Raw genomic sequence first — 21,606 nt, 5'->3', positions numbered from 1 at the left:
GTTCAGTCCTTGGGGTCATAGACACGCCGCACCAGATACACCGGCCGGCGTTTCGATTCGATGTAGGTTCGGCCCAGGTACTCACCCAGCACCCCGATGCCAATCAATTGCAGGCCGCCCAGAAAGGTGACCGCTACCATCAGCGAGGCATAACCCGGAAGGTCAATACCGGAAATCAGGGTGCGCACGATGATGAAGATGGCGAACGAGAAGGAAATCAGCGAAACGACCAGCCCGAGGTAGGTCCAGATCCGCAGCGGTTCGGTGCTGAAACTGGTGATGCCCTCCAACGCGAAGTTCCACAAGCGCCAGCCATTGAACTTGGTCGCTCCGGCCGCCCGCTCCGGGCGTTCGTAGTTGACGTGGGTGGTGCGAAACCCGACCCAGGCGAACAAGCCTTTCATGAACCGCCGGGACTCGGGCAGGGTCTGCAGGGCATCAATCACGCAGCGATCCATGAGGCGGAAATCACCGACGTTCTCCGGCAAGTGTTGCTCGGCGATTTTGTTGTGCAGGCGGTAGAACCAGTTGGCGGAGGTCTGCTTGGCCCAGGAATCGGTTTTACGACTCACGCGATGACCCAGCACCACTTCAAAGCCTTCACGCCAGCGGGCAATCATCTCGAGAATGACCTCCGGCGGGTCCTGCAAATCCACGTCGATCGGCACCACGACCTGGCCGGTAGCGGTCTGCAAACCCGCGGTCAACGCGGCTTCCTTGCCGAAATTGCGGCTCAGATCAACGATGCGCAGGCGCGGATCCGTCAACTGGCGTTCCAGCAACAGCTCCAGCGTTTCGTCGGTACTGCCGTCATTGACGAACACCAGTTCCAGACCGATCAGCGCCTCATCCTGGAAGACGTCATTGATCCGCGCGAGGAACAAGTCGACGGCGGCGGCTTCATTGAACACCGGGATGACGAGCGATAACGCCAAATGCCCGGCCAGTTGCGTTCCGTGCTGATGAGTCAATTGATTGCTCTTTTTTAGAGTGATCTTTCTACAATCCGGGGGCATCGCCGGTTTCTCGACGCCATGAGCCGAGTCGTATTAAGCAGGACCGAGGGTGGTGATGCAAGGGCGAATCCGAGGGGGTTTTGGCCATTTCCATGGGGCCGCGGGTGCAGGCAGAAATATTTTCAAATGCCTGGAAACAAATGCCCGGTGGCCAAAACAACCTGCTCCGCTAGGCTTGCCCCTGATGCGTCACACAGGTTGTCGCAATAACCCATCGCATGGAGCGAGCAGTATGTATTTCGAGATTTACAGGCAATCCAAAGGCACCCCGAGCACTGGTAAAGGACAGTGGCGCTGGCGGTTGAGGGCGGGGAATCACGAGACCATCGCCAGCGGCGAGTCGTATGTGAACAAGGCCGATTGCCTGCATGCCATCGGGCTGATCAAAGGGGTTGAGGGTGAGACGCCGGTGAAGGAGATTTAAGCCTGACCGCCAATGCCCGGGCTGTTCGGCTTGGGCATGTGGCTAGCCATTGGTTTTTCGGTTGGGTTCACTGGCCTCATCAAAATGTCGGGTAAATCACCGGCTCAGACCGGCAACGGATACAGCCCCTCGTCAAACTGCGCCAACCGCGGAAACTGCATCGGCTGGTCATCGCTCAAGTGGATCAGTCGCTGCTGGTAGCTCACCAGAAATTCCTTGCGCGCCTCGTCGCTGATGTAGGGTACATGCCACGCCACAAACGGCTCCAGCACATCAAAACCAACATACGCCAGCGTGCCACGCAGGATCGGCCGCAGCATGTCTTCCAGCGGACCGTGAATCGCGCCCTCACCGAACATGTGCTCGCGCCCGCCCAGGGTCACGGTTACCAGCGCCTTCTTGCCGCTCAAACCGCCCTGATCGTAAAAACGCTTGCCACCGTAGCAAATCCCGGACACCAGCACCCGGTCGATCCAGCCCTTGAGCATGGCCGGGGCCGAGAACCAGAAAATCGGGAAGTTGAGGATCAGCAGGTCCGCCCACAGCAACTTGTCGAGTTCTTGCCGAATGTCCGGCGCCAGCGACTGGCTTTTCACACCCAGCCGTTGTTCCAGCGCATACACCAGGTACTCCGGGTTTTCCCGCGAAGAAAAGTCATCCGCACTGGCTATCGGGTTCCAGTTCATCGCGTACAAGTCGCTGACCTGAACCTCATGCCCTTGGGATTCAAGGGTCGCGACAGCCTGGTCACGCAGGGCGGCGGTGAAGGATTTTGGCTCCGGGTGAGCGTGGACGATCAGTACTTTCATGACAATTCCTTAAACCATTGAGCAGTAGTGAGTCTGGAGTGGGTAACGCGGACATTCAATCAGCGATCACACCTGAATCGCCTTCACTGCAACAAACTCGTTGAGCCCTTCCTCGCCCCACTCGCGGCCATTGCCCGATTGTTTGTAGCCACCGAACGGCGCCTGATAATTGAACGCCGCGCCGTTGAGAAAACACTGCCCGGCACGCAACTGCCGCCCAAGCGCCAAGGCGCGTTCTGCGCTGCCGGCCCAGACACCGCTGGACAGGCCGAACGGCGAATCGTTGGCGAGCTGAATCGCCTGCGCTTCATCGGCGTAGGGAATCAGGCACAGCACCGGGCCGAAAATTTCTTCCTGGGCGATGCGCATCCGGTTGTCGACATCGGCGAACAGCGTCGGGCTGACATAGAAGCCACGCTCGAAGGCGTCGGTCGTGTCGCCGCCGCACACCAACCGGGCGCCTTCCTGCTGGCCGACCTGAATGTAGTCACGCACGGTGCGCCGTTGCGCCGCCGAACACATCGGCCCAAGGAAGCTCTGCGGGTCCAGAGGATCGCCCATGCGCAGGCTGTGGGTCTCGGCGATGGCCAGTTCCACCGCTTCGGCGTAGCGACTGGCCGGCAGCAACATGCGAGTCAGCGCGGTGCAGGTCTGCCCGGAGTTGATCATCACGTCTTGCACGCCGTAGCGCACAGCGGCGGCGAGGTCGGCGTCTTCGGCAATCAGCAGCGGCGACTTGCCGCCCAGTTCCAGGCACACGCGCTTCACCGACGGCGCGGCGGCTTGTGCCACGCGAACCCCGGCGCCGGTGGAGCCGGTGAACGACACCATGTCGACGTCCGGGTGTTTGGCCAGCGCTTCACCGACCTTCGAACCCGGCCCGCTGACCAGGTTGAACACCCCGGCCGGCAAGCCGATGGTGTCAATCATCTGCGCCAGCAAAAAGGCGTGCAGCGGGGTTTCCTGGCTCGGCTTGACCACCACCGTACAACCGGCGGCCAGCGCCGGGGCGAGCTTGCCGATCAGTTGATGCAGCGGGTAATTCCAAGGATTGATGAAGGCGCACACGCCCACCGCTTCGCGAATCACCAGCGAGTTACCGACCTCACGCACTTCGTCCATCAGGCCGGCGAGTTCGACGTACTGCTCAAGCCCGATGATCGGGCCGTCGACCTGCACCGAGCGGCACCATTGCACCGGCATGCCCAGTTCAGCGGTGATGACCGAAGCCATCTCGTCAGCCCGCGCGCGCAACTGCTCGGCGAGGGAGCGGATGTAACCGGCACGTACACTCGATGGCGTGCGCGACCATGAACTGAACGCCTTGCGAGCAGCGGCCACCGCGTTATCGACATCACGCTCATCGCCCAGCGGCACCGAGCCTGCGACTTCTTCAGTGGCCGGGTTGATCACTTCGGCGATACCTTGCCCCGACGGGGTTTGCCAGCGGCCATCGATGAACAGCGTTGTGTGGTTATGCATAAACCTGAGACTCCAGCAATTCAGTGGCGCAACGGGTGATGCGCTGGCAAGCGTCACGCAACGGTTCCGCGCCTAATACCAACCCCAGGCGAATGTGCCCGGCCGCGCTCGGACCGAAGGCTTCACCGGCCAGCACCGACACGCCATGGCGGTCGAGCAAGCGGTCGGCAAACGCCTGCGCACTGAGCCCGGTGTCGCGGATATCGACCATCACGAACATCCCGCCATCGGGTTTCAAGGCGCGCACGCCGGGGCAATCGGCCAGGCATTCACAGACCAGATCACGGCGTTGGCGATAGGCTTCACGCATGGCTTGCAGCTCGGGCAAATTGCTTTCGAGGGCGACGACGGCGGCGTCCTGCACGAAATCCGGCAAGCCGTAGAGCATGCACAGCGCGAGGTTTTCCAAGTGTGCCGCGAGGGCCGGCGGCGCCACTGCCCAGCCGATTCGCCAGCCGGTCATGGCGTGGGATTTCGACAGGCTGTTGAGCGTCGCGGTGCGCTCGGCCATGCCCGGCAAACTGGCCGGGATGACGTGCTCGCCGTCGAACAACAGCTCGCTATAGACCTCATCGGAAATCAGCCACAAGTCGTGGGCAATGCACAGATCTGCCAACGCCTGCCAGGTGGCGCGGGACAAACTGGCGCCCGACGGGTTGTGCGGGCTGTTCAGCGCCAATGCCCGAGTGCGCGGCGTGATACGGGCGGCGACGTCTTCGGGCAGCACGCGGAAACCATTCTCCGAACGCACCGGCACCGGAATCACCACGGCACCACAGGCACCGAATACGGCTTCATAGGTCACGTACATCGGTTCGGCGACGATCACTTCATCGCCGGGGTTGAGCACGCATTGGGCGACGCTGAACAATGCGCATTGCGCGCCGGCCAGGACGATCACCTGATCGGCCGAGACCTGCTGGCCGCTACGCCGTCCGTAGTGCCTGGCGATGCTTTCACGCAGGGCGCGTTTTCCACGCACGTCGGCGTAGTGGGTGTTGCCGGACAACAGGCTGTCGATGGCCGCCTGTACGATCGGCGCCGGCGTGTCGAAATCCGGGTCGCCGACCGACAGCAGCAGAATGTCTTCACCCTGCTCCTGCAGCGCGAGTGCACGGTAATGAATGTCCCATGCAGCCGCGCCGTCACCGGCGATACGTTGAGTCAGATCGGAAAAGCGCATGGCGGTACCTCTGCCAGAAAATGAAAATCAGTGCGCGTACGCCTGCTTGAGTTCGATCAGGGTCACGCCGTTGCGCTTGAAGCCGTGGCGCAGATCGGTTTGCAGCTCGGCCAGGCTTTGCGGCTGGCTCACGGTGCAGCCGAACGCGCGGCCGAGGGCGGCGAAATCCGGGTTGCGTGGCAGCACGCCAATCGGTTCGATGTCGAGCCCGAGCATGTCGTCGCGGATCTGGCCCAACGCGTCGTTGTTCCACAGCAGCACCACCAGCGGGCTGTCGAGTTCTTCGACAGCGGTCGCCAGCTCTTGAGCGGTGTAGAGGAAACCGCCGTCGCCGACCAACACCAGCCCCGGCCGCTGCGGTGCACCGAACTTGGCACCGATGCCCGCCGGCAAGCCATACCCCAACGTGCCGTAACCGGTGGGGTGCAACCAACTGCGCGGGGCCAGGCTGTTGAAGGCGTAGTTGCCGGTGTAGGCCAGTTGGGTCATGTCGGTGCTGATGAACGCACCCTCCGGCAACTCGGCGGCGATACGCTCGAGAATGGCTTGGTGGATCGACTGTAACGGGCCATGGCTTGCCTTGACGGCTTCGCGCAATGCCGCGACGGCAGTCGTCGCTGCACTGGCATCACGCGCAGCGGACGGCAGGCGATCCAGCAACGCGGCGAGGGTTTGCTGCGCATCGCCGTGCAACGCCACCGCGCACGGGTAGAAGTCGTTGAACTTGCGCGGGTCGATGTCCACGCGCAGCAACGCTGCGTTCAGCGGCAAGCGCTCGCGCCAGAAATCGGTGTCGGCCATTTCAGTACCGACCGCCAGCACCACGTCGGCCTCGGCGATCAGGTTCCAGCCGGGTTCGACGCACAGGGTCGAGCCCGCGTTCAGCGGTGCATCCGGCGGCAACAAGCCTTTGCCGGCGACGCTGGTAAACAGCGGCGCAGCGAGTCGGGTGCTGATGTCCTGCAGTGCTTGTTGCGCATTCAACGCGCCGCCGCCGGCAATGATCATCGGCCGCTTGGCGTTTTTCAGCGTGGCCACGGCATTGTCCAGCGCGGTGGTTGAGGCTGCACCGCGCCCTGGGCGACGTACGACGTCGTTGCTCCAGTCACGGGTAATTTTTGCCGACAACACGTCCAGGGGCACCGAGATGTGCACCGGGCGTGGACGCTCGCTGTCGAATACCGCGTAAGCACGGGCGATCAATTCGGGCAGGTCTTCGGTACTTAATGCGACCGCCGAGAACGCGGTGATCGGCGCAGTCATCGCACGCTGGTCCTGGGTTTCGTGAAGGCAACCCCAGCCTTTGCCGAGGCTGGCGGTGTGGTTGACGCTGGAAATCACCAGCATCGGAATCGAGTCGGCATAGGCTTGACCAATACCGGTTGCGGCGTTGGTCACGCCGGGGCCGGTGATGATGAAGCACACGCCCGGTTTGCCGCTGACGCGCGCGTAGCCGTCGGCCATGAAACTGGCGCCTTGCTCGTGGCGGGTCAGGACGTGGCGAATGCCGCTGCCGGGCAGGCCGCGATACAACTCCAGCGTGTGTACGCCGGGAATTCCGAACACGGTGTCGACGCCGTAGTTGGCCAGCAGACGCACCAGGGCCTGGCCGCCGGTCAATGTTGTGGTTTGCATGTTCACATCCTCACTCGTGGCCAAGGCGAATCAACGCATCGACCGCAGTCGTGCCAGCGGCACCGACCAACAATGGGTTCACATCGAGTTCCAGCAACAGCCCGGCGTTCTCGCAGGCGTAATCGGCCACCGCACGGATCGCCGAGACCAGTGACTCCAGGTCCGCCACTTCGCGACCGCGAAACCCTTGCAGCAACGCGGCACTGCGCAGGCTCAATACGGCCTTGCGAATGGCCCCGTCGGTGGTTGGCAACAGCAGGCTGCAACTGTCCTTGAGCAACTCCACCAGAATGCCGCCAGCGCCGATAACCAGGGCGAGGCCGAAGTCGTTTTCGCGCTTGATGCCGACGATCAATTCAGCCAGCGGCGGTTTAGCCATCGGCTCTAGCAGAATCTGATCGAACGGCACCTGCGGTGCGTAGTCGGCAATGCTGGCGCGCATTTTTTCCAGGGCCGCGCTCAGGGCGGTGGCGTCCTTGATATTCAACGCCACGGCACCGGCTTCGGTTTTGTGTGGCAGTTGCGCGCTGACCGCTTTCAGGACCAGCGGATAACCCAGTGCGTTGGCGTCACTCAGGGCTTTGTCCGGCGTGCTCAGTACGCCGTTGGGCGTTGGCAGGCCAAACGCGCGCAATGCCGTTTTGGAATTCCACTCGTTGAGCAGGCGTCCTTCGCCGACCAACGCATTCGGGCAATGCGGTACCAGCGCCGATTCACCGAGCGCCAGCAGCGCCTGACGATTGCGCTGATAACCGGCGATCCGGCCCCACGCCGCCAAGCCATCCTCCACACCTTGCAACGCCGCCACGCCTTGCGCATGCAGACGTTCGCGAGCGTGGGCCGGCAGCAGTTCCGGAAACGCCGAGGTGACGAAACCGGTCTTGCCGTGGCGCAGCAGTGCGGCGCAAAACAGCTCCAGCAGCAGGTCGCACTCCTTGCGCTCACCGGTGAACTCTGCCGGGTAATCAAGCACCAGCATCGCGGCATCGGCTTCGGTGCGCAGGGCGCTGTCGAGCATGCGGTTCAAGGCTTCGCCGTCGCCCCAGATCGCCGTGGTGAAATCCAGCGGATTGACCAGGTTGGCGTAGGTGGGCAGCACCTGCGCCAGCTCCCCGACTTGACCTTCATCGAGCGTGGGCAGACTCAAGTCGTTGCGTTCGGCGTAGTCGGCGATCAACCCGGCGTCACCGCCGGAACAGGCCAGTGCGATCAGGCTGTTGCCCGCGGGCAATTTGCCGCATGCCGCCGCTTTCAGGGTTTCGACAAAACTCACCGGACCACTGACGCGGATCACGCCAAGGCGCGCAAACAGGCTGTCATACAGCGCATCCGAGCCGGACAGCGAACTGGTGTGACTGAGCGCCAGTTCGGCACCGATCTGCGACACGCCGGTTTTCAGGGCGATGATCGGGATGCCCTTTTCCAGCGCCTTGTGGGCGGCCCGAGCGAAACCCGGCACGTTTTTCAGGCCTTCGAGGTGCAAACCGATGGCGGTGACGCGTGGCTCATCGAGCAACACGTCCATCAATTCGGCGATGCCCAGTTGTGCCTGATTGCCGACCGAGGCCATGTAGGCCACCGGCAGCGAGCGGTCGCTCATCGACAGGTTATAGGCGAAGTTGCCGCTCTGGGTCAGCACGGCGACGCCCTTCTCTACCGGTTTGCCGCCATGGGCCACCGGCCACAGCGCGGCGCTGTGCAGGTAGTCGAGCAAGCCGTAGCAGTTGGGGCCGAGCAACGCCATGCTGCCGGCCGCTTTGAGTAATTGTTGCTGCAAGGCCTGGCCCTCGGCGCCGGTTTCGGCAAACCCGGAGGCGTAGCAAATCGCCCCGCCCGCGCCCTTGGCCGCCAGTTCGGCAACACAAGTCAGGGTCAGCTCGCGGTTGGTCGCGATGAACACCGCGTCCGGGCCGCACGGCAGTTCGGCGATGCTGCGCACACACGGCACGCCTTCAAGCGTGTCGTGCTGCGGATTGACCAGCCACATCTCGCCCAGGTAGCCGCCTTCGGCGCAGCGCTTGAGCGCGCGGGCCATGCTGCGGCCTCCTATAAACGCCAAGTGGCGCGGTGCGAGCAGGCGTTTGAGGTTGTCACGAATCGTCTGCGACATAAAAATTCTCCGGGCGATCAGCGCAACAGCGGCCGCAGCAATTCGCGGGAAATGATGTGGCGCTGGATCTCCGAGGTGCCTTCCCAGACGCGCTCGATCCGCGCGTTGCGCCAGATGCGTTCCACCGGGCATTCATCCATCAGGCCCATGCCGCCGAAAATCTGCACCGCCTCATCGGCGACCTTGCCGAGCACTTCACTGGCGAACAGCTTGGCCATGCCGGCCTCGCCATCGGTCATGCTGCCCTGGTCCATTTTCCAGGCGGTGTGCAGGGTCAGCAGTTCAGCGGCGCGGATCTGCGTGACCATGTCCGCGAGCTTGAACGAGATGCCCTGATAGGTGCCGATCGGTTGGCCGAACTGCTTGCGATCCGCCGCCCATTGCAGCGATATATCCAGCGCCCGTTGCGCCTGACCGACGCAGTTGGCGGCGACCATGACGCGCCCGGCGGTGAGCCAGGCGTTGGCCACGTCCCAGCCCTTGCCGACTTCGCCGAGCACTTTGGAAGCAGGGACGCGGCAGTCGTCGAAGAACATTTCAAAGGTGTGGTAACCGCGATTGCTCACGCACTTCGGACCGCGGCGGATGGTCATGCCCGGCGTGTTGCGGTCGACCAGGAACGAGGTCACGGCGTTACGCGGTTTGCCATTGTGTTCGTAAGTGTCAGTGACGGCGAAAACGATGGCGAAATCGGCGTGGCCGGCGTGGCTGATGAAGTGTTTGCTGCCATTCAGAATGAAGTCATCGCCGTCGCGCACGGCGCGGGTCTTGATCGCGTTGGCATCGGAACCGGCGCCCGGTTCGGTCAGTGCGAAGCAGTCGATTTTCTCGCCCTGGATGCACGGCAACAGGTAGTCGTTGATCTGGTCGCCGGTGCAGGCCATGAGGATTTTCGACGGCCGTGCGACGAACACATGCAGCGCCCAAGACACCTTCGACAGTTCACGCTCGATCAGCGCCTGGGACAGGTAGTCCAGACCGCCGCCGCCGACTTCTTCCGGCATGTTGAAGGCATAGAAACCAGCGGCGATGGCCTTGCCGCGAATCTGTGCCGCCAGCTCCGGGGACACTTCGTCGGCACGGTCGACCGCCTCCTCATGGGGCAGCAGTTCCTTGGCGACAAAACTGCGTACCGCGTCCACCAACATGTCTTGTTCTTGGGTCAGTTGGAAATTCATGGGGCTACCTGTTGTTCGTGTGCTGAAGGTGGTGTCGGGGTTTAACGACCGATGAAATTGGCCGGGCGTTTTTCGAGGGCGGCGCGCAGGGCTTCGTTGCCGTCTTCGCTGCGACCACACAACAGGCCGGCGGCGAGTTCGGCTTGCAGTTGCTCGGGAAGGCTGCGCCGGGCACCTTCACGCATGAGTTTTTTGGTCTGGGCAAACGCGAACGTCGGGCCGTTGGCCAGGCGGTTGGCCAGTTCAGTGGTGACATCGAGCAGTTGCTCATCAGCGCAGACTTCGCCCACCAGGCCGGCAGCCAACGCACGATCGGCGCCCCACAATTCGTCGAGGAACAACAGGCGTTTGGCTTGTTCGGTACCGATCAGCCTTGGCAGATGCCAACTGGCGCCCGCGTCCGGCGAGTAGGCCATGCTCGTGTAACCGGCCTTGAAGCGCGCCGATTGCGCAGCGATGCGCACATCGCAGCACAGCGTCAGGTCCATCCCGGCGCCGACGGCGGTACCGTTGATGGCGGCGATGGTGGGTTTTTCCAGGCTGTACAAACGGCTCATCAAGGCGTGAGCGGTCTCGGTCCAGCCGTAGGTTTCGAGGGCACCTCGGGCTTCGGCTTCGGCCCACTCGGCAAGGTCAGCACCAGCGCAGAAACTGCGACCGCTGCCCGTCAGCACAACAACTCGCACGGCGGGGTCGGCGTCGAATTGGTCCAGCAAGGCATGGAGGTTTTTCAGGGTCGGAATGTCCAGCGCATTGCGCTGGGCGGTGCGGTTTAGGGTGATCCAGGCAATGCCGGCTTCGACCTGACTGAGCAGAGAAGATTGAGTAGTCATGCGAATCCTCGAATTATTGTGATGGGCCTGAGGTGTTGCGACTTGAGGCCATACTAAACGAGTGTTCAGCAAGGCGGCAATCGGCAGGAAAATTGGCTGTAACAGCACAAAAATTTATCTATCTATCTGTATTTAAAGGATTTATTTGATCAAGCCTGTGCCCTGAAGATGGCGCTGTTACAACTTCGAACAACTGCCTACAGCCCACCGCAAAACAACTGTGGGAGCGAGCTTGCTCGCGATGAGGGCTTCACATTCAACATCTCTGTTGACTGATCGTCCGCTATCGCGAGCAAGCTCGCTCCCACAGGAGTACGCGTTGAATCAAGGATTTAGACGGTCGGCAGACTCGGCGCCAGCACCGCTTCGCGTTTGCGATGAATCAGGAAGTACGCGCCATAACACAACGCTATAAATCCAAAACCCCAGTACAACGAAGGCCGTTGCGTTTCATCCAGCGCCAGGAACACAAACAGCGAGCAGCACAACGCAATGCACGTCAGCGGCAGCAGCGGGAACCACGGCGCACGGTATTTCAGATCGCTGAGCTTGCCGCCATCACGCAGATACGCCCTGCGGAATTTGTACTGCGCCAGCGCAATCACAATCCAGGTCACGGTGCCGGACATGCCGCTCACGGCCATCAGCACCATGAACAGCGTGTCTGCCGCGACAAAACTGGTCATCAGCGACACCAGCGCAAAGCACAGAGTGATGCTCAGCGCCCGTAACGGAACGCCGCGCTTGCTCAAGGTCGACAGGCTTTTTGGCGCCATGCCGGTCTTCGACATTGCCCACAGAATGCGTGTCGAGGCATACAAGCCGGAGTTGCCCACCGACAGAATCGCGGTGAGGATCACGAAGTTCATCAGGTCCGCGGCATAAGGGATGCCGACCATGTCGAACACCTGCACAAACGGACTTTCCATCAACCCGGCCTGCCGCCACGGCACAATCGCCGACAACACCACAATCGCCAGCACATAGAAAATCAACACGCGAAACACCACATTGCGTACCGCGCGCGGGATGCTTTTTTCCGGTTGATCGGTTTCGCCGGCGGCCACGCCCATGATTTCGCAGCCCTGAAACGCGTAGACCACCGTCATCATCACTGCGAACACCGCCGACAGGCCATTGGGGAACAGTGAGTCACCGATCAGGTTGTTCATCATCGGCGCCGGAGCACCACTGGTCAGCGGAATGGCGCCGAAAATCACCAGCACACCGACGACGATGAAGCCAAGGATCGCCGCGACCTTGATCCCGGAGAACCAGTACTCCGCTTCACCGAAGGCGCGGGTCGCCAGTGCGTTCAAACCGAACAGCACTACCACGAACAGCGCCGACCAATACCAGATCGGCACCGCAGGAAACCAGCGCGTCATCAACATGCCCGCCGCCGTGAATTCCAGGCCCACAGTGGTCGCCCAGCTCATCCAGTACACCCAGCCGATCATGAAGCCGGTGGCCGGCCCGATGAACTGGGTCGCGTGGGCTTGAAAAGAGCCGGACACCGGCATTTGCACGGACAGTTCGCCCAGGCAGACCATCACCAGGTACATCAGAAAACCGGCGACCAGATACGCCAGAATCGCGCCCACCGGCCCGCCCTGGTTGATGGTCACGCCGGAGCCCATGAACAGCCCGGTGCCGATCACGCCGCCCAGCGACAACATGAAAATGTGCCGGCTTTTCAGGGCGCGGGTGAGTTGGATGCCTTTGGTTTCAGTAGATTCGCTCATGTCCGCCCCCTCAATAGTCAGCAAGGTGTGCGGCATGGCGCGGGGAAGAATCAGCTTTACGGCAGTTCATTATTATTATCTCCAATAAGCTTCGAAGACCGCGCTGTGGCGGTTGCCTCGATTATTGGAAGCGCATGTAAGGTCCGGTTGACCGTAAAGATCGAAGTTGTAAAAAGTCGTAACGAACTTGTATCTCAGCGGTGCAAAAGGTCCGCCAGCGTCTGTTGCGAGTCCCGCAATTGCGCCTGAACCTTGGGCGCCAACGTCCGCAATGCCAACTCGTCGTTGACCATCGCGGCCGCCTCCAAGTCTCGCAGCACATTGGCCAACGCACGAAAGCCCAATGAGTCGCTGCTGCCTGCCAGTCGGTGCGCCAGGTGGGCGACTTCAGTGCAGTCGTCGGCCTGGATGGCTTCGGTGATTGCGTCGCGATGCTGATTGATCGAGTCGCGCAAGACCGCCAGCAACCCCTGAAGTTTCTGTTCACCGAGCAAGGTGCGATGGGTGTCCAGCAGCGGCCAGTCCATCGCCTCGTCATCCGGTTGTGGCGTGGGCACCGACCGTTGCCCGGCCAGCACTTGTCGCAGGTTTTCGAGCGTCAGCGGCTTGGCGAGAATGCCGTCCATCCCGGCCTCCAGATAGCCGCGCATCAAGGCCGGCTGCACGCTGGCGGTCAAGGCGAAGATCCGCGCCTGACGGTTCGGGCCTTGGTTGTGACGGATCAGTTTGCACAGCTCGACACCGCTGATGCCCGGCAGATGCACGTCGAGCAAGATCAAATCGAAGGCCTGCCCGGCACATTGCACCAGTGCCTGTTCGCCTTCTTCGGCAAGCCAGACTTGATGCCCGTCGCGCTGCAACAGACCGCTGACCACTTCGCGGTTCAACGCCACGTCCTCGACCACTAACACTTTCAGCGCCTGCACGGATGCGCTGCTCTGCGCCACGGTGGTGATGCCGGTAGACGCCTGCAACGTCAGTTCGAACCAGAAACAACTGCCCCGTCCGACGTCGCTTTCAACACCGATGCGTCCGCCCAGTTGCTCGACCAGATGTTTGCTGATAGCCAGTCCGAGCCCGGTTCCGCCAAAGCGTTGCGCCACTTCTTCGCTGGCCTGGGTGAAGCGCTCGAAAATCTTTTCCTGCATGACCGGGGCGATGCCGATGCCGTTGTCCGTCACGCTCACGCGCAAACGTTGCCCGGCCTGTTCCGGGCCTTGGGCCAACAGCGCGATGTCGACCTCAACCTTGCCGCCTTCGGTGAACTTGATCGCATTGGCCAGCAAGTTGCTCAGCACCTGACGCAAGAATTGCTCGGCGCCGTGGTGCCGTTCGGCGACCTGCGGATCGATTCGACAGCTCAGCGTCGTGTCGTTGCTCAACGCCCGCGGCTCCAGCAGCGTCAGCACTTCGTCGAGCAGTTGCCGGATCGAGAAATCGACCGGTTCCGGGTGGCTGACGCCCTCCTCCAATCGGGCGAAATACAGCACTTCATTGAGAATCGACAGCAGCCCTTCCCCGGCCTTGTACAGCGCATCCAGACGTTTGCCGTCACGCTCATCCAGATGTGCGCCGCGCAGCAATTCGGCCATGCCGAGAATGCCGTTGAGCGGGGTGCGCAACTCGTGGCTCATGGTCGCCAGAAAACGCGACTTGGCGAGGTTGGCCGCCTCGGCTTCGTCCTTGGCGCGCATCAGGCTGGCGGTGCGGCGCTCGACCAGCCGCAGCAGTTCATCGCGGTTGTCTTGCAGGGCGAGCCGATCGGTTTCTCGGCGGTCAATGTCACTGAGAATCGCCCGGCGCATATCGTCCAGTGCATGGGCCACGGTGTCGATTTCGTCTTCGTGGGCGTGACGGCGTTTGTCCAGGTGCAACGGCTCGTGCCAGTCACCCGCAGCGATGCGCCGGGCAAACTCGGCCATGACTTGCAGGTGCCGGGTGACCAAGCGGTAGAACAGCCCCGACAACGCCACGGCCAGACCGCACAGAAACACGCTCATCCACAGCAGGCTGGTCAAACCGGTGGCGAACAGGCGCTGATGCACCGCGCCCAGATCGGTGCTGACTTCCAACTGGCCCAAGTGCCGTGAAGGCCCGGTCGGCGGTTGATAATCCAGTTCAAAACGCTCGACGCGCAATGGCCCGACCGGCTCGGAGTTGCCTTGCAGCAGATCGAAATCAGGGCTGATCAGGTGCACCCGCGCCACGTCGGAAAAGTCCACCAGCCCCCGCAACTGCACGTTCAGTTGTTCCTGGTTCAAGTCCCAGAGACTGCGCTCGAGGCTGGCCAGGTAACCGGCCCGAATCAACTCCATGCGCGAGTCGATGTCGCGCATTTCGCGGCGGTATTCGAAGTACAGCTGCACGGTGCTCGCCAGCACGGTGAAACACAGGCTGAACAACAGAATGAACAGCAGCAGACGCCGCAACAGGCCACCCGGACGTGCGCGGATCATTGGGAATTCGCCGGCAGGTTGATCATGTCGCGGTAGGTGACTTCGCTTTCATTCAACAGACGCTCGACCTCCCCGGACTCGACCATGCGTTTCAGTTGCGCGTCGATCTCCGGCATGCGATTGGCCAAGGGGGATTGGCGTGAAACGGCCACTCGCAAATAGTCGACGCTCAAGGCATTGGGCAGCGCGACGATGTCTTGCGCGCCCGGCAGGCTCTCGACATACAGCTGGCCGGTGCGCCGTTCCGAGGTGATGAAATCGATGCGCCCGCGAATCAGTTTGCCGAAGTTCTGGCCGCTGTCAGAGACCCATTCGATGTTCTGGTGCTGGGCGACCAAACGGTCGAAATCCACGCCGTAACTTTCACCGAACAGCAACCCACCACGGTAGTTGGCCAGGTCTTCAAGACGCTCGAATTTCACCGGGTGCTGACGGTTGATGAACAACGCGACTTCCTCGCGCAACACTGGCACCGTCGAAAAAACCATGCTCTGTTCACGTTGCGCGGTGCTGTAGGCCAACACCACATCGACCCGGCCTTCGGCGGCGTCGAGCAGGCAGCGTTTCCAATTGCCGAGCACGATGATGTCGACGTCATAGCCCAAACGACCGAAGAGGTTTTTCACCACGCTTGGGGCCAGTCCGCGCACTTGCTTGCCGTCGCTCCAGGAAATCGGCGGGTACACCGGATAGTCGCAATAGCGAACGCTTTCCGCCGCCATCGCGCTGTTCGCGGCCAGCGCCAACAGCAGGCCAAACACCCGCAGCATCGGGCTCAGGCCGCCACGCTGGCGGTAAACAGATAACCGGCACCGTGAATGGTAATGATCAATTGCGGCTCGGCCGGGTCGTCGTGCAACTTGCGGCGCAAGCGTCCGACCAGCACGTCGATGGAGCGATCGTTGGGCACCCATTCGCGATTGCGGATCTGGTCCATCAGTTGATCGCGGCTCAAGGTGTGACCGCTGTTGCGCAGGAACACGCTGAGCAATTGGTATTCGCCGTGGGTCAGCAGGGTTTCGCTGCCGGCCGGGTCGATCAGCCGTCGACGGTCGGTGTCGAGCGCCCAGTCGGCGAACTGTTTGACCGGTTTGGCGATGACCGCTGCCGGTTGCGGCGTTTGCGCGTGACGCACCCGACGTATCAGGTTTTTTGCCCGGGACACCAGTTCGCGTGGATTGAGCGGTTTGATCACGTAGTCATCGGCGCCGCATTCAAGGCCGACGATGCGGTCGATTTCGTCGTTGCGCCCGGTGATCAGAATGATCCCGACTTCTGAACGCACCCGCAGCTCCCGGGTCAGGGTCAGGCCGTCCTTACCGGGCAAGCGGATATCGAGCATCACCAGATCGACCGTCTGGCTCGCCAGGAACGTGTCGGCCAGCTCCGCCGTGGCGGCGCAATGCACCTCGTAACCCTCCCGGGACAAGTAGGCCTGCAGCAGTTCGCGAATCAACGGATCGTCGTCGACGATCAATACCCGAGGAGTCATCGCATGGTGTCCCGCGTGTGCCCGAAGGCCTGTTTCTTATTAGAGTGTTTTGTTGCTGTGGCGCCAGAGAGTATCGACAGCTGAACGACCGATCAACAACCCGTCGTCTGGACGCAAAACCGCTGGCGACCGCCTGCTTGCAATCCGTCGACCCAGGCTTCGCAAATCTGGATGCCTTGCTCGGGGGTGAAGGTGCCGGGGTTGAGGCCCGACTCCAGCCACAAACCGTCGAGCAAGGCGCTGAGGCTGATAGCGGCCAGGTCGGCGTCGAAGTTTTCCCAGTTTTCTTCTTGGGCCAGTTCGGTCAGGACCTTGCGCAGGATGCCGCGGTATTCACCATAGGAGTGTTCGTGAGCGAGGTTGATTGACTCGGCCGTGCGCACTGCGCCCCAGAATGCAAGCCAGGCGTCGATCAATTGCGGGTCGAGCAATTCAGCGGAGAACGAACCGCGGAAGAACGCCGACAGACGCTCGCGGGGATTGGGGGCCGCATGGGCCATGGCGTTGCGTAAAAGGCTCATGACCCGACCGGTGATTGCCCGGTAGGCTTCGGCCACCAGCTCATCCTTGCCGGAATAGTGATGGCTGATCAGCCCGACCGAGACACCGGCCTCGGCAGAAATCTTGCGGATCGAGGCGCCCTGGAAACCGTGGCGCTTGAGACACACCAGCGTCGCCTCGATCAGATTGGCCTTGCGCAGCTCCGGCTCCATGCGGGAAAAACGGGCTTCCTGACTCATGCGCGACACTCTCCGTGGTTCAATCGTTAGGGGCGCGGCGGGTTAATACGCGCGCTGAACGACTGTACAGCAAGCGGATGGGAAGTCTCTAGTCGGTTGCATGGGTCTGAGACCGAGTCGACCCCATCGCGAGCAAGCCACGCTCCCACATTTGATCTGTGTGTTTTCATTTTTTGCGTCCAACACATAACCCTGTGGGAGCGAGCTTGCTCGCGATGGGGCCGTCACATTCAACATTGTTGCCGCCTGACCGTCCGCCATCGCGAGCAAGCTCACTCCTACATTTGATCTACGTTTCACCCGGTTATTTGTGCCCAACGCATAACCCTGTGGGAGCGTGGCTTGCCCGCGATGGCGCCAGCCGATTCACTCAGGAACACAGGTCAATCCCGATAACCCGGTGCCACCCGATCAAGCAATCGCAGCATCGCAGCCCAAGCTAACTGCATGGCGTCCGGGTCACTCAACTCGCCCTCTTCCAGCGGCCGGCCCGGATCATTGAATTGCCGCTCGGTGTGTTCGCAAACCTCAGCCGACGGCAACACCAACTCACCCGCTGCCTGCGCGGCGAGCTGGATTTCGCAAGCTTTCTCCAGGTAATACATGCGCAAAAACGCCTGGCTAACGGTCTCCCCCACCGTCAACAAACCGTGGTTGCGCAGCATCAACACCGGCTTGTCAGCGAGGTCCTGCACCAGACGTTCTTGCTCACTCATGTCCAGCGCCACGCCCTCATAGTCGTGGTACGCAACTCGGCCATAGAACTCCATCGAGATCTGGTTCACCGGCAACAAACCACACTTCAATGCAGCGACCGCGCAACCGGATTTGGTGTGAGTGTGCAGCACGCAATGCGCGTCTTCACGAGCCCCGTGAATCGCGCTGTGAATCACAAACCCCGCCGGATTCACCGGGTACGCAGACGCCTCCACAGCCCGGCCATCCAGGCCGATCTTCACCAGATTGGACGCGGTGATTTCATCGAACATCAAGCCGTACGGATTGATCAGGAAGTGATGCTCAGGCCCCGGTATGCGCACCGAGATGTGGGTGAAGATCAGATCGGTCATGCGAAAGTGCGCGATCAATCGGTAACAGGCGGCCAATTCCTCACGCAGGTGTTGCTCGGTGGCGCTGCGCTGAGAAAACGTGGCGATCTCGTTCATTGTTTTAGGTCTCCAGGCTGATCGACTGGGCGAAACAGTAAGGCTGGGCGCGCTCCCACGTCCAGCCGTTTGCGACTACTTGCTGGCCCAGGCATTGAATCGCTCTTCAAGCTCTTCGCCGTGATCCACCCAGAACGCCACGTCCATCGACAGCGCACCCTTCAGGTTTTGCGGCGAGGTGGGCACCCATTGCGCGAGTTTGCTGTCCAGTTTGGCGGCGGCTTCAGTATTGGTCGGGCCGTAAGGGATCTGCTCGACGTACTTGACCTGAGCGTCCGGCTGATTGGCGAAGGCGATAAAACGCTGGGCCTGATCGACATGTTTCGAGCCTTTGATGATCGCCCAGTAATCCATGCCATACAAACTGCCCGGCCAGACCAATCCAAGGTGACTACCACTTTGCGCAGCAGCGGCTACACGTCCGCTGTAGGTCGAGGTCATCACCACATCCCCCGCCGTCAGCCATTGCGCCGGTTGCGCCCCGGCTTCCCACCACTGGATGTACGGCTTGAGCTGGGTGAGTTTGGCGAAGGCGCGGTCGACACCTTGCGGGGTGTTCAGCACGGAATACACGTCCTCGACCTTCACGCCGTCGGCCAGCAAGGCGAATTCCAGGTTGTACACCGCGCGTTTACGCAAGCCACGCTTGCCGGGGATTTTTTGCACGTCCCAGAAGTCCGCCCATGATGTCGGGGCCTGAGCCAGCTTCTGCGTGTCGTAGGCAATCGCCACGCTCCACACCAGCGCCGCCGAACCGCACGTCTGCGCCGCATCGGGTATCAGTTGGTCGGCGTGACCGAGTTTGGTCCAGTCGAGTTTTTCGTACATGCCTTCATCGCAGCCGCGCATCAGGTCCGGGCCTTCGATCTGCACCACGTCCCAATCGGCATTGCCGGTGTCGACCATCACTTTGATCCGGGCCATCTCGCCGTTGTATTCGCTCTGGATCAACTTGCTGTGATCCGCGACGCTGAACGGCTGGAAAAAAGCCACATCCTGGGCTTTCTGGCCGGCACCGCCGTAACCCACCACCACCATGTCCGGTGCTGCCTGCGCGCTGCCCAGGCCCATGGCCAAGGACAGCATCAAGGGATAAAAACCGTGCTTGAGCGTGTTCGATTTCATCAGTGGTTCCTCTTGCAGGTGCCACGCGACTCAACGCCGCCGAGACCCATTTTTATTGTTGTGAGGTTCGCCCCAGGTGCGGGCGCCAAATGAATCTACTGCGAGCGCCAGTAAAAAAACAAGTTGATTTTTTACTGAAGGTAAATTTCTATAGGTAAATAATAACAACGCCGAAAACCCGGCCTTTCGGCTTCAGCCCGCCTGGAGTACCCGCACCATGCCGTCCTCTTCCGCCGCTTTTGCACACCTGTTCGAACCCTTGCAGCTGCGGGGCAAACGCCTGAAAAACCGCATCATGTCCAGCGGTCACGACACGTCGATGCCCACCGACAACCTGGTCAACGAGCAGCTGATCGCCTATCACACCGCGCGAGCCGAAGGCGGTGTCGGGTTGATCGTTTTGCAAGTGGCCGGGGTACATGACAGCGCGCGGTACACCTCGCACGTGTTGATGGCGACCGATGACGCGTGCATCGAGGGTTATCGGAAAATCGCTGACAGTTGCCATGCTCACGGCACGGTGGTGCTGTCGCAGATTTTCCATCCGGGACGCGAAATCATGGAGTCCAGCGATGGCCTGCTGGCCGTCGCGTACTCACCGTCGGCAGTGCCCAACGAGCGCTTCCGGGTGATGCCGCGTGCGCTGGATCAGGCAATGATCGACGAGATCGTCGCCGGTTACGGGGCGGCGGCCCGGCGCTTGTATCAGGCCGGAATCGACGGCGTGGAAGTGGTCGCCAGCCACGGTTACCTGCCGGCGCAATTCATCAACCCGCGGGTCAACCGCCGCACCGATGGCTACAACGGCGAACTGGAACAGCGCCTGCGCTTTCTGCGCGAAGTGATCGTCGCGGTACGCGCCAACACCGATGAGCATTTCATCATCGGTCTACGCATCTCCGCCGACGAGCGCGATCCCGAAGGGCTGACCGAAGACGAATCCCTGGCCGCCGTGCAATCGCTGCAACCATTGCTGGATTACGTGCACATCGTCGCGGGCACCTCGGCTTCATTGGGGGGCGCCGTGCACATCGTGCCGCCGATGGCGATTGAAGCCGCGTACCTGGCCAAGGAGGCCGGAACGTTCAAGGCCGGCCTGTCGATTCCGCTATTCGTCACCGGGCGCATCAACCAGCCACAGGAAGCCGAGCTGATTCTGTCGCGCGGTCAGGCCGATGTCTGCGGCATGACCCGCGCGCTGATCTGCGACCCGCAAATGCCCAACAAGACCGACACCGGCCACGTCGAAGATGTGCGCGCCTGCATCGCCTGCAATCAGGCGTGCATCGGCCACTTCCACAAAGGCTTGCCGATCTCCTGCATCCAGTACCCGGAAACCGGGCGCGAATTGATCTTCGGCCAACGGCAACCAGCGAAGCAACGTAAACGCATCATGATCGCGGGCGGTGGTCCCGCCGGCATGAAAGCCGCCGCCGTTGCCGCCCAGCGCGGACACGACGTGACCCTCTACGAAGCCAGCTCGCAACTCGGCGGCCAGGTTTTGCTCGCGCAACTCTTGCCGAAACGCTCTGAATTCGGCGGCGCCAGCACCAACCTGCAACGCGAAATGGAATTGGCCGGCGTGCGCGTGGTGCGCAACACCCACGTCGACCGGGCATTGGTGGAACGCGAACGGCCGGACAGGGTGATCGTCGCCACCGGCGCCGAACCGTATTGGCCAGCGTTCGAGCGCGGCGGCGAATTACAGGTGGTCGACGCGTGGCAAGTGCTGCGTGACGAGGTGCAAATCGGCCGTTCGGTGGTGGTGGTCGACTGGCGCTGCGACTGGATCGGCCCCGGCATCGCCGAACGCCTGGTCCGTGCAGGGCATCAAGTGCAACTGGCGGTCAACGGCACCCATTGCGGGGAAAACCTGCCGCTGTACGTGCGCGATCAACTGGCCGGCGAACTGCACAAGCTCGGCATCCCGATCACCCCCTACGCCCGCCTGTATGGCTGCGACGACAACACCGTCTACCTGCAACACACCGCCAGCGGCGAACCGATGATCTTCGAAAACATCGACACCCTGGTGCTCTGCCAGGGCCATCAACCCGTCGACACCCTCGGCGCAGAGCTGCAAGGCCTGGTGGAGTTTCGCCGCATCGGCGACTGCCTCGCCCCACGCACCGTCGAAGAAGCCATCTACGAGGGTTTGAAAGTCGCGTGGGAGCTTTAAGGCTGTTTATACTCCGGGGTTTGACAGACCCCG

Annotated in this window: 17 protein-coding genes; 2 read left to right on the top strand and 15 right to left on the bottom strand. The window is 61.6% G+C overall.

Annotation, left to right across the window (positions count from 1 at the left end; all coding sequences use genetic code 11):
• Positions 1-2: 2 nt before the first annotated feature.
• Positions 3-1,016 (bottom strand): glycosyltransferase family 2 protein, encoded by a 1,014-nt coding sequence (locus NL116_RS07540; RefSeq protein ID WP_494376636.1) that lies wholly within the window; start codon positions 1,014-1,016, stop codon positions 3-5.
• A 232-nt stretch (positions 1,017-1,248) separates the two neighbouring features.
• Here NL116_RS07540 and NL116_RS07535 point away from each other — a divergent pair, with 232 nt between their 5' ends.
• Positions 1,249-1,440 (top strand): YegP family protein, encoded by a 192-nt coding sequence (locus tag NL116_RS07535; protein WP_010462174.1) that lies wholly within the window; start codon positions 1,249-1,251, stop codon positions 1,438-1,440.
• 104 nt (positions 1,441-1,544) lie between these two features.
• Here the strand turns inward: NL116_RS07535 and NL116_RS07530 are convergent, their stop codons facing one another.
• From NL116_RS07530 to NL116_RS07465, 14 genes are all read right to left on the bottom strand, one after another.
• The gene (locus NL116_RS07530; RefSeq protein ID WP_494376635.1) at positions 1,545-2,249 is read right to left on the bottom strand and encodes an NAD(P)H-dependent oxidoreductase; all 705 of its coding nucleotides are present in this window, start codon (positions 2,247-2,249) and stop codon (positions 1,545-1,547) included.
• Positions 2,250-2,315: 66 nt separating this feature from the next.
• Complete coding sequence (locus NL116_RS07525) at positions 2,316-3,731, bottom strand: aldehyde dehydrogenase family protein (protein WP_494376634.1); 1,416 nt, start codon at positions 3,729-3,731, stop codon at positions 2,316-2,318.
• Positions 3,724-4,914: a pyridoxal phosphate-dependent aminotransferase gene (locus NL116_RS07520; RefSeq protein ID WP_494376633.1), complete on the bottom strand. Its 1,191-nt coding sequence runs from the start codon at positions 4,912-4,914 to the stop codon at positions 3,724-3,726. The genes NL116_RS07525 and NL116_RS07520 overlap by 8 nt, the downstream gene beginning before the upstream one ends.
• Positions 4,915-4,941: 27 nt before the next feature.
• Positions 4,942-6,549: a 5-guanidino-2-oxopentanoate decarboxylase gene (locus NL116_RS07515; RefSeq protein ID WP_494376632.1), complete on the bottom strand. Its 1,608-nt coding sequence runs from the start codon at positions 6,547-6,549 to the stop codon at positions 4,942-4,944.
• A gap of 10 nt (positions 6,550-6,559) precedes the next feature.
• Complete coding sequence (locus tag NL116_RS07510; RefSeq protein WP_494376631.1) at positions 6,560-8,659, bottom strand: acetate--CoA ligase family protein; 2,100 nt, start codon at positions 8,657-8,659, stop codon at positions 6,560-6,562.
• Between the two features lie 17 nt (positions 8,660-8,676).
• On the bottom strand, positions 8,677-9,837 hold the full coding sequence (locus tag NL116_RS07505; protein ID WP_494376630.1) for an acyl-CoA dehydrogenase family protein: 1,161 nt from the start codon (positions 9,835-9,837) through the stop codon (positions 8,677-8,679).
• A gap of 41 nt (positions 9,838-9,878) precedes the next feature.
• Entirely contained in the window at positions 9,879-10,670 is a 792-nt protein-coding gene (locus tag NL116_RS07500) for an enoyl-CoA hydratase/isomerase family protein (RefSeq protein WP_494376629.1), read from the bottom strand.
• 332 nt (positions 10,671-11,002) lie between these two features.
• Positions 11,003-12,415 carry an amino acid permease gene (locus NL116_RS07495; protein WP_494376628.1) on the bottom strand — a complete coding sequence of 471 codons (1,413 nt, stop codon included), beginning with the start codon at positions 12,413-12,415 and terminating at the stop codon, positions 11,003-11,005.
• A gap of 194 nt (positions 12,416-12,609) precedes the next feature.
• Positions 12,610-14,871, bottom strand: a complete 2,262-nt coding sequence (locus tag NL116_RS07490) for an ATP-binding protein (RefSeq protein WP_494376627.1) — start codon at positions 14,869-14,871, stop codon at positions 12,610-12,612.
• On the bottom strand, positions 14,868-15,641 hold the full coding sequence (locus tag NL116_RS07485; RefSeq protein WP_494376626.1) for a substrate-binding periplasmic protein: 774 nt from the start codon (positions 15,639-15,641) through the stop codon (positions 14,868-14,870). The genes NL116_RS07490 and NL116_RS07485 overlap by 4 nt, the downstream gene beginning before the upstream one ends.
• A gap of 5 nt (positions 15,642-15,646) precedes the next feature.
• A complete protein-coding gene (locus NL116_RS07480) occupies positions 15,647-16,363 on the bottom strand; it encodes a response regulator (RefSeq protein ID WP_494376625.1) in 717 nt (238 codons plus the stop codon).
• A gap of 92 nt (positions 16,364-16,455) precedes the next feature.
• The gene (locus tag NL116_RS07475) at positions 16,456-17,103 is read right to left on the bottom strand and encodes a TetR family transcriptional regulator C-terminal domain-containing protein (RefSeq protein WP_494376624.1); all 648 of its coding nucleotides are present in this window, start codon (positions 17,101-17,103) and stop codon (positions 16,456-16,458) included.
• A 383-nt stretch (positions 17,104-17,486) separates the two neighbouring features.
• A complete protein-coding gene (locus tag NL116_RS07470) occupies positions 17,487-18,269 on the bottom strand; it encodes a class II aldolase/adducin family protein (RefSeq protein WP_494376623.1) in 783 nt (260 codons plus the stop codon).
• Positions 18,270-18,344: 75 nt separating this feature from the next.
• Positions 18,345-19,394, bottom strand: a complete 1,050-nt coding sequence (locus NL116_RS07465; RefSeq protein WP_494376622.1) for an ABC transporter substrate-binding protein — start codon at positions 19,392-19,394, stop codon at positions 18,345-18,347.
• Between the two features lie 217 nt (positions 19,395-19,611).
• Here NL116_RS07465 and NL116_RS07460 point away from each other — a divergent pair, with 217 nt between their 5' ends.
• Positions 19,612-21,573: an oxidoreductase gene (locus NL116_RS07460; RefSeq protein ID WP_494376621.1), complete on the top strand. Its 1,962-nt coding sequence runs from the start codon at positions 19,612-19,614 to the stop codon at positions 21,571-21,573.
• Positions 21,574-21,606: the final 33 nt, after the last annotated feature.

The organism is Pseudomonas sp. FBCC-B1667, from assembly GCF_059133255.1.
Note: the sequence above shows the minus strand (reverse complement) of the source record. Positions and strands in the feature narration are given on the sequence as shown.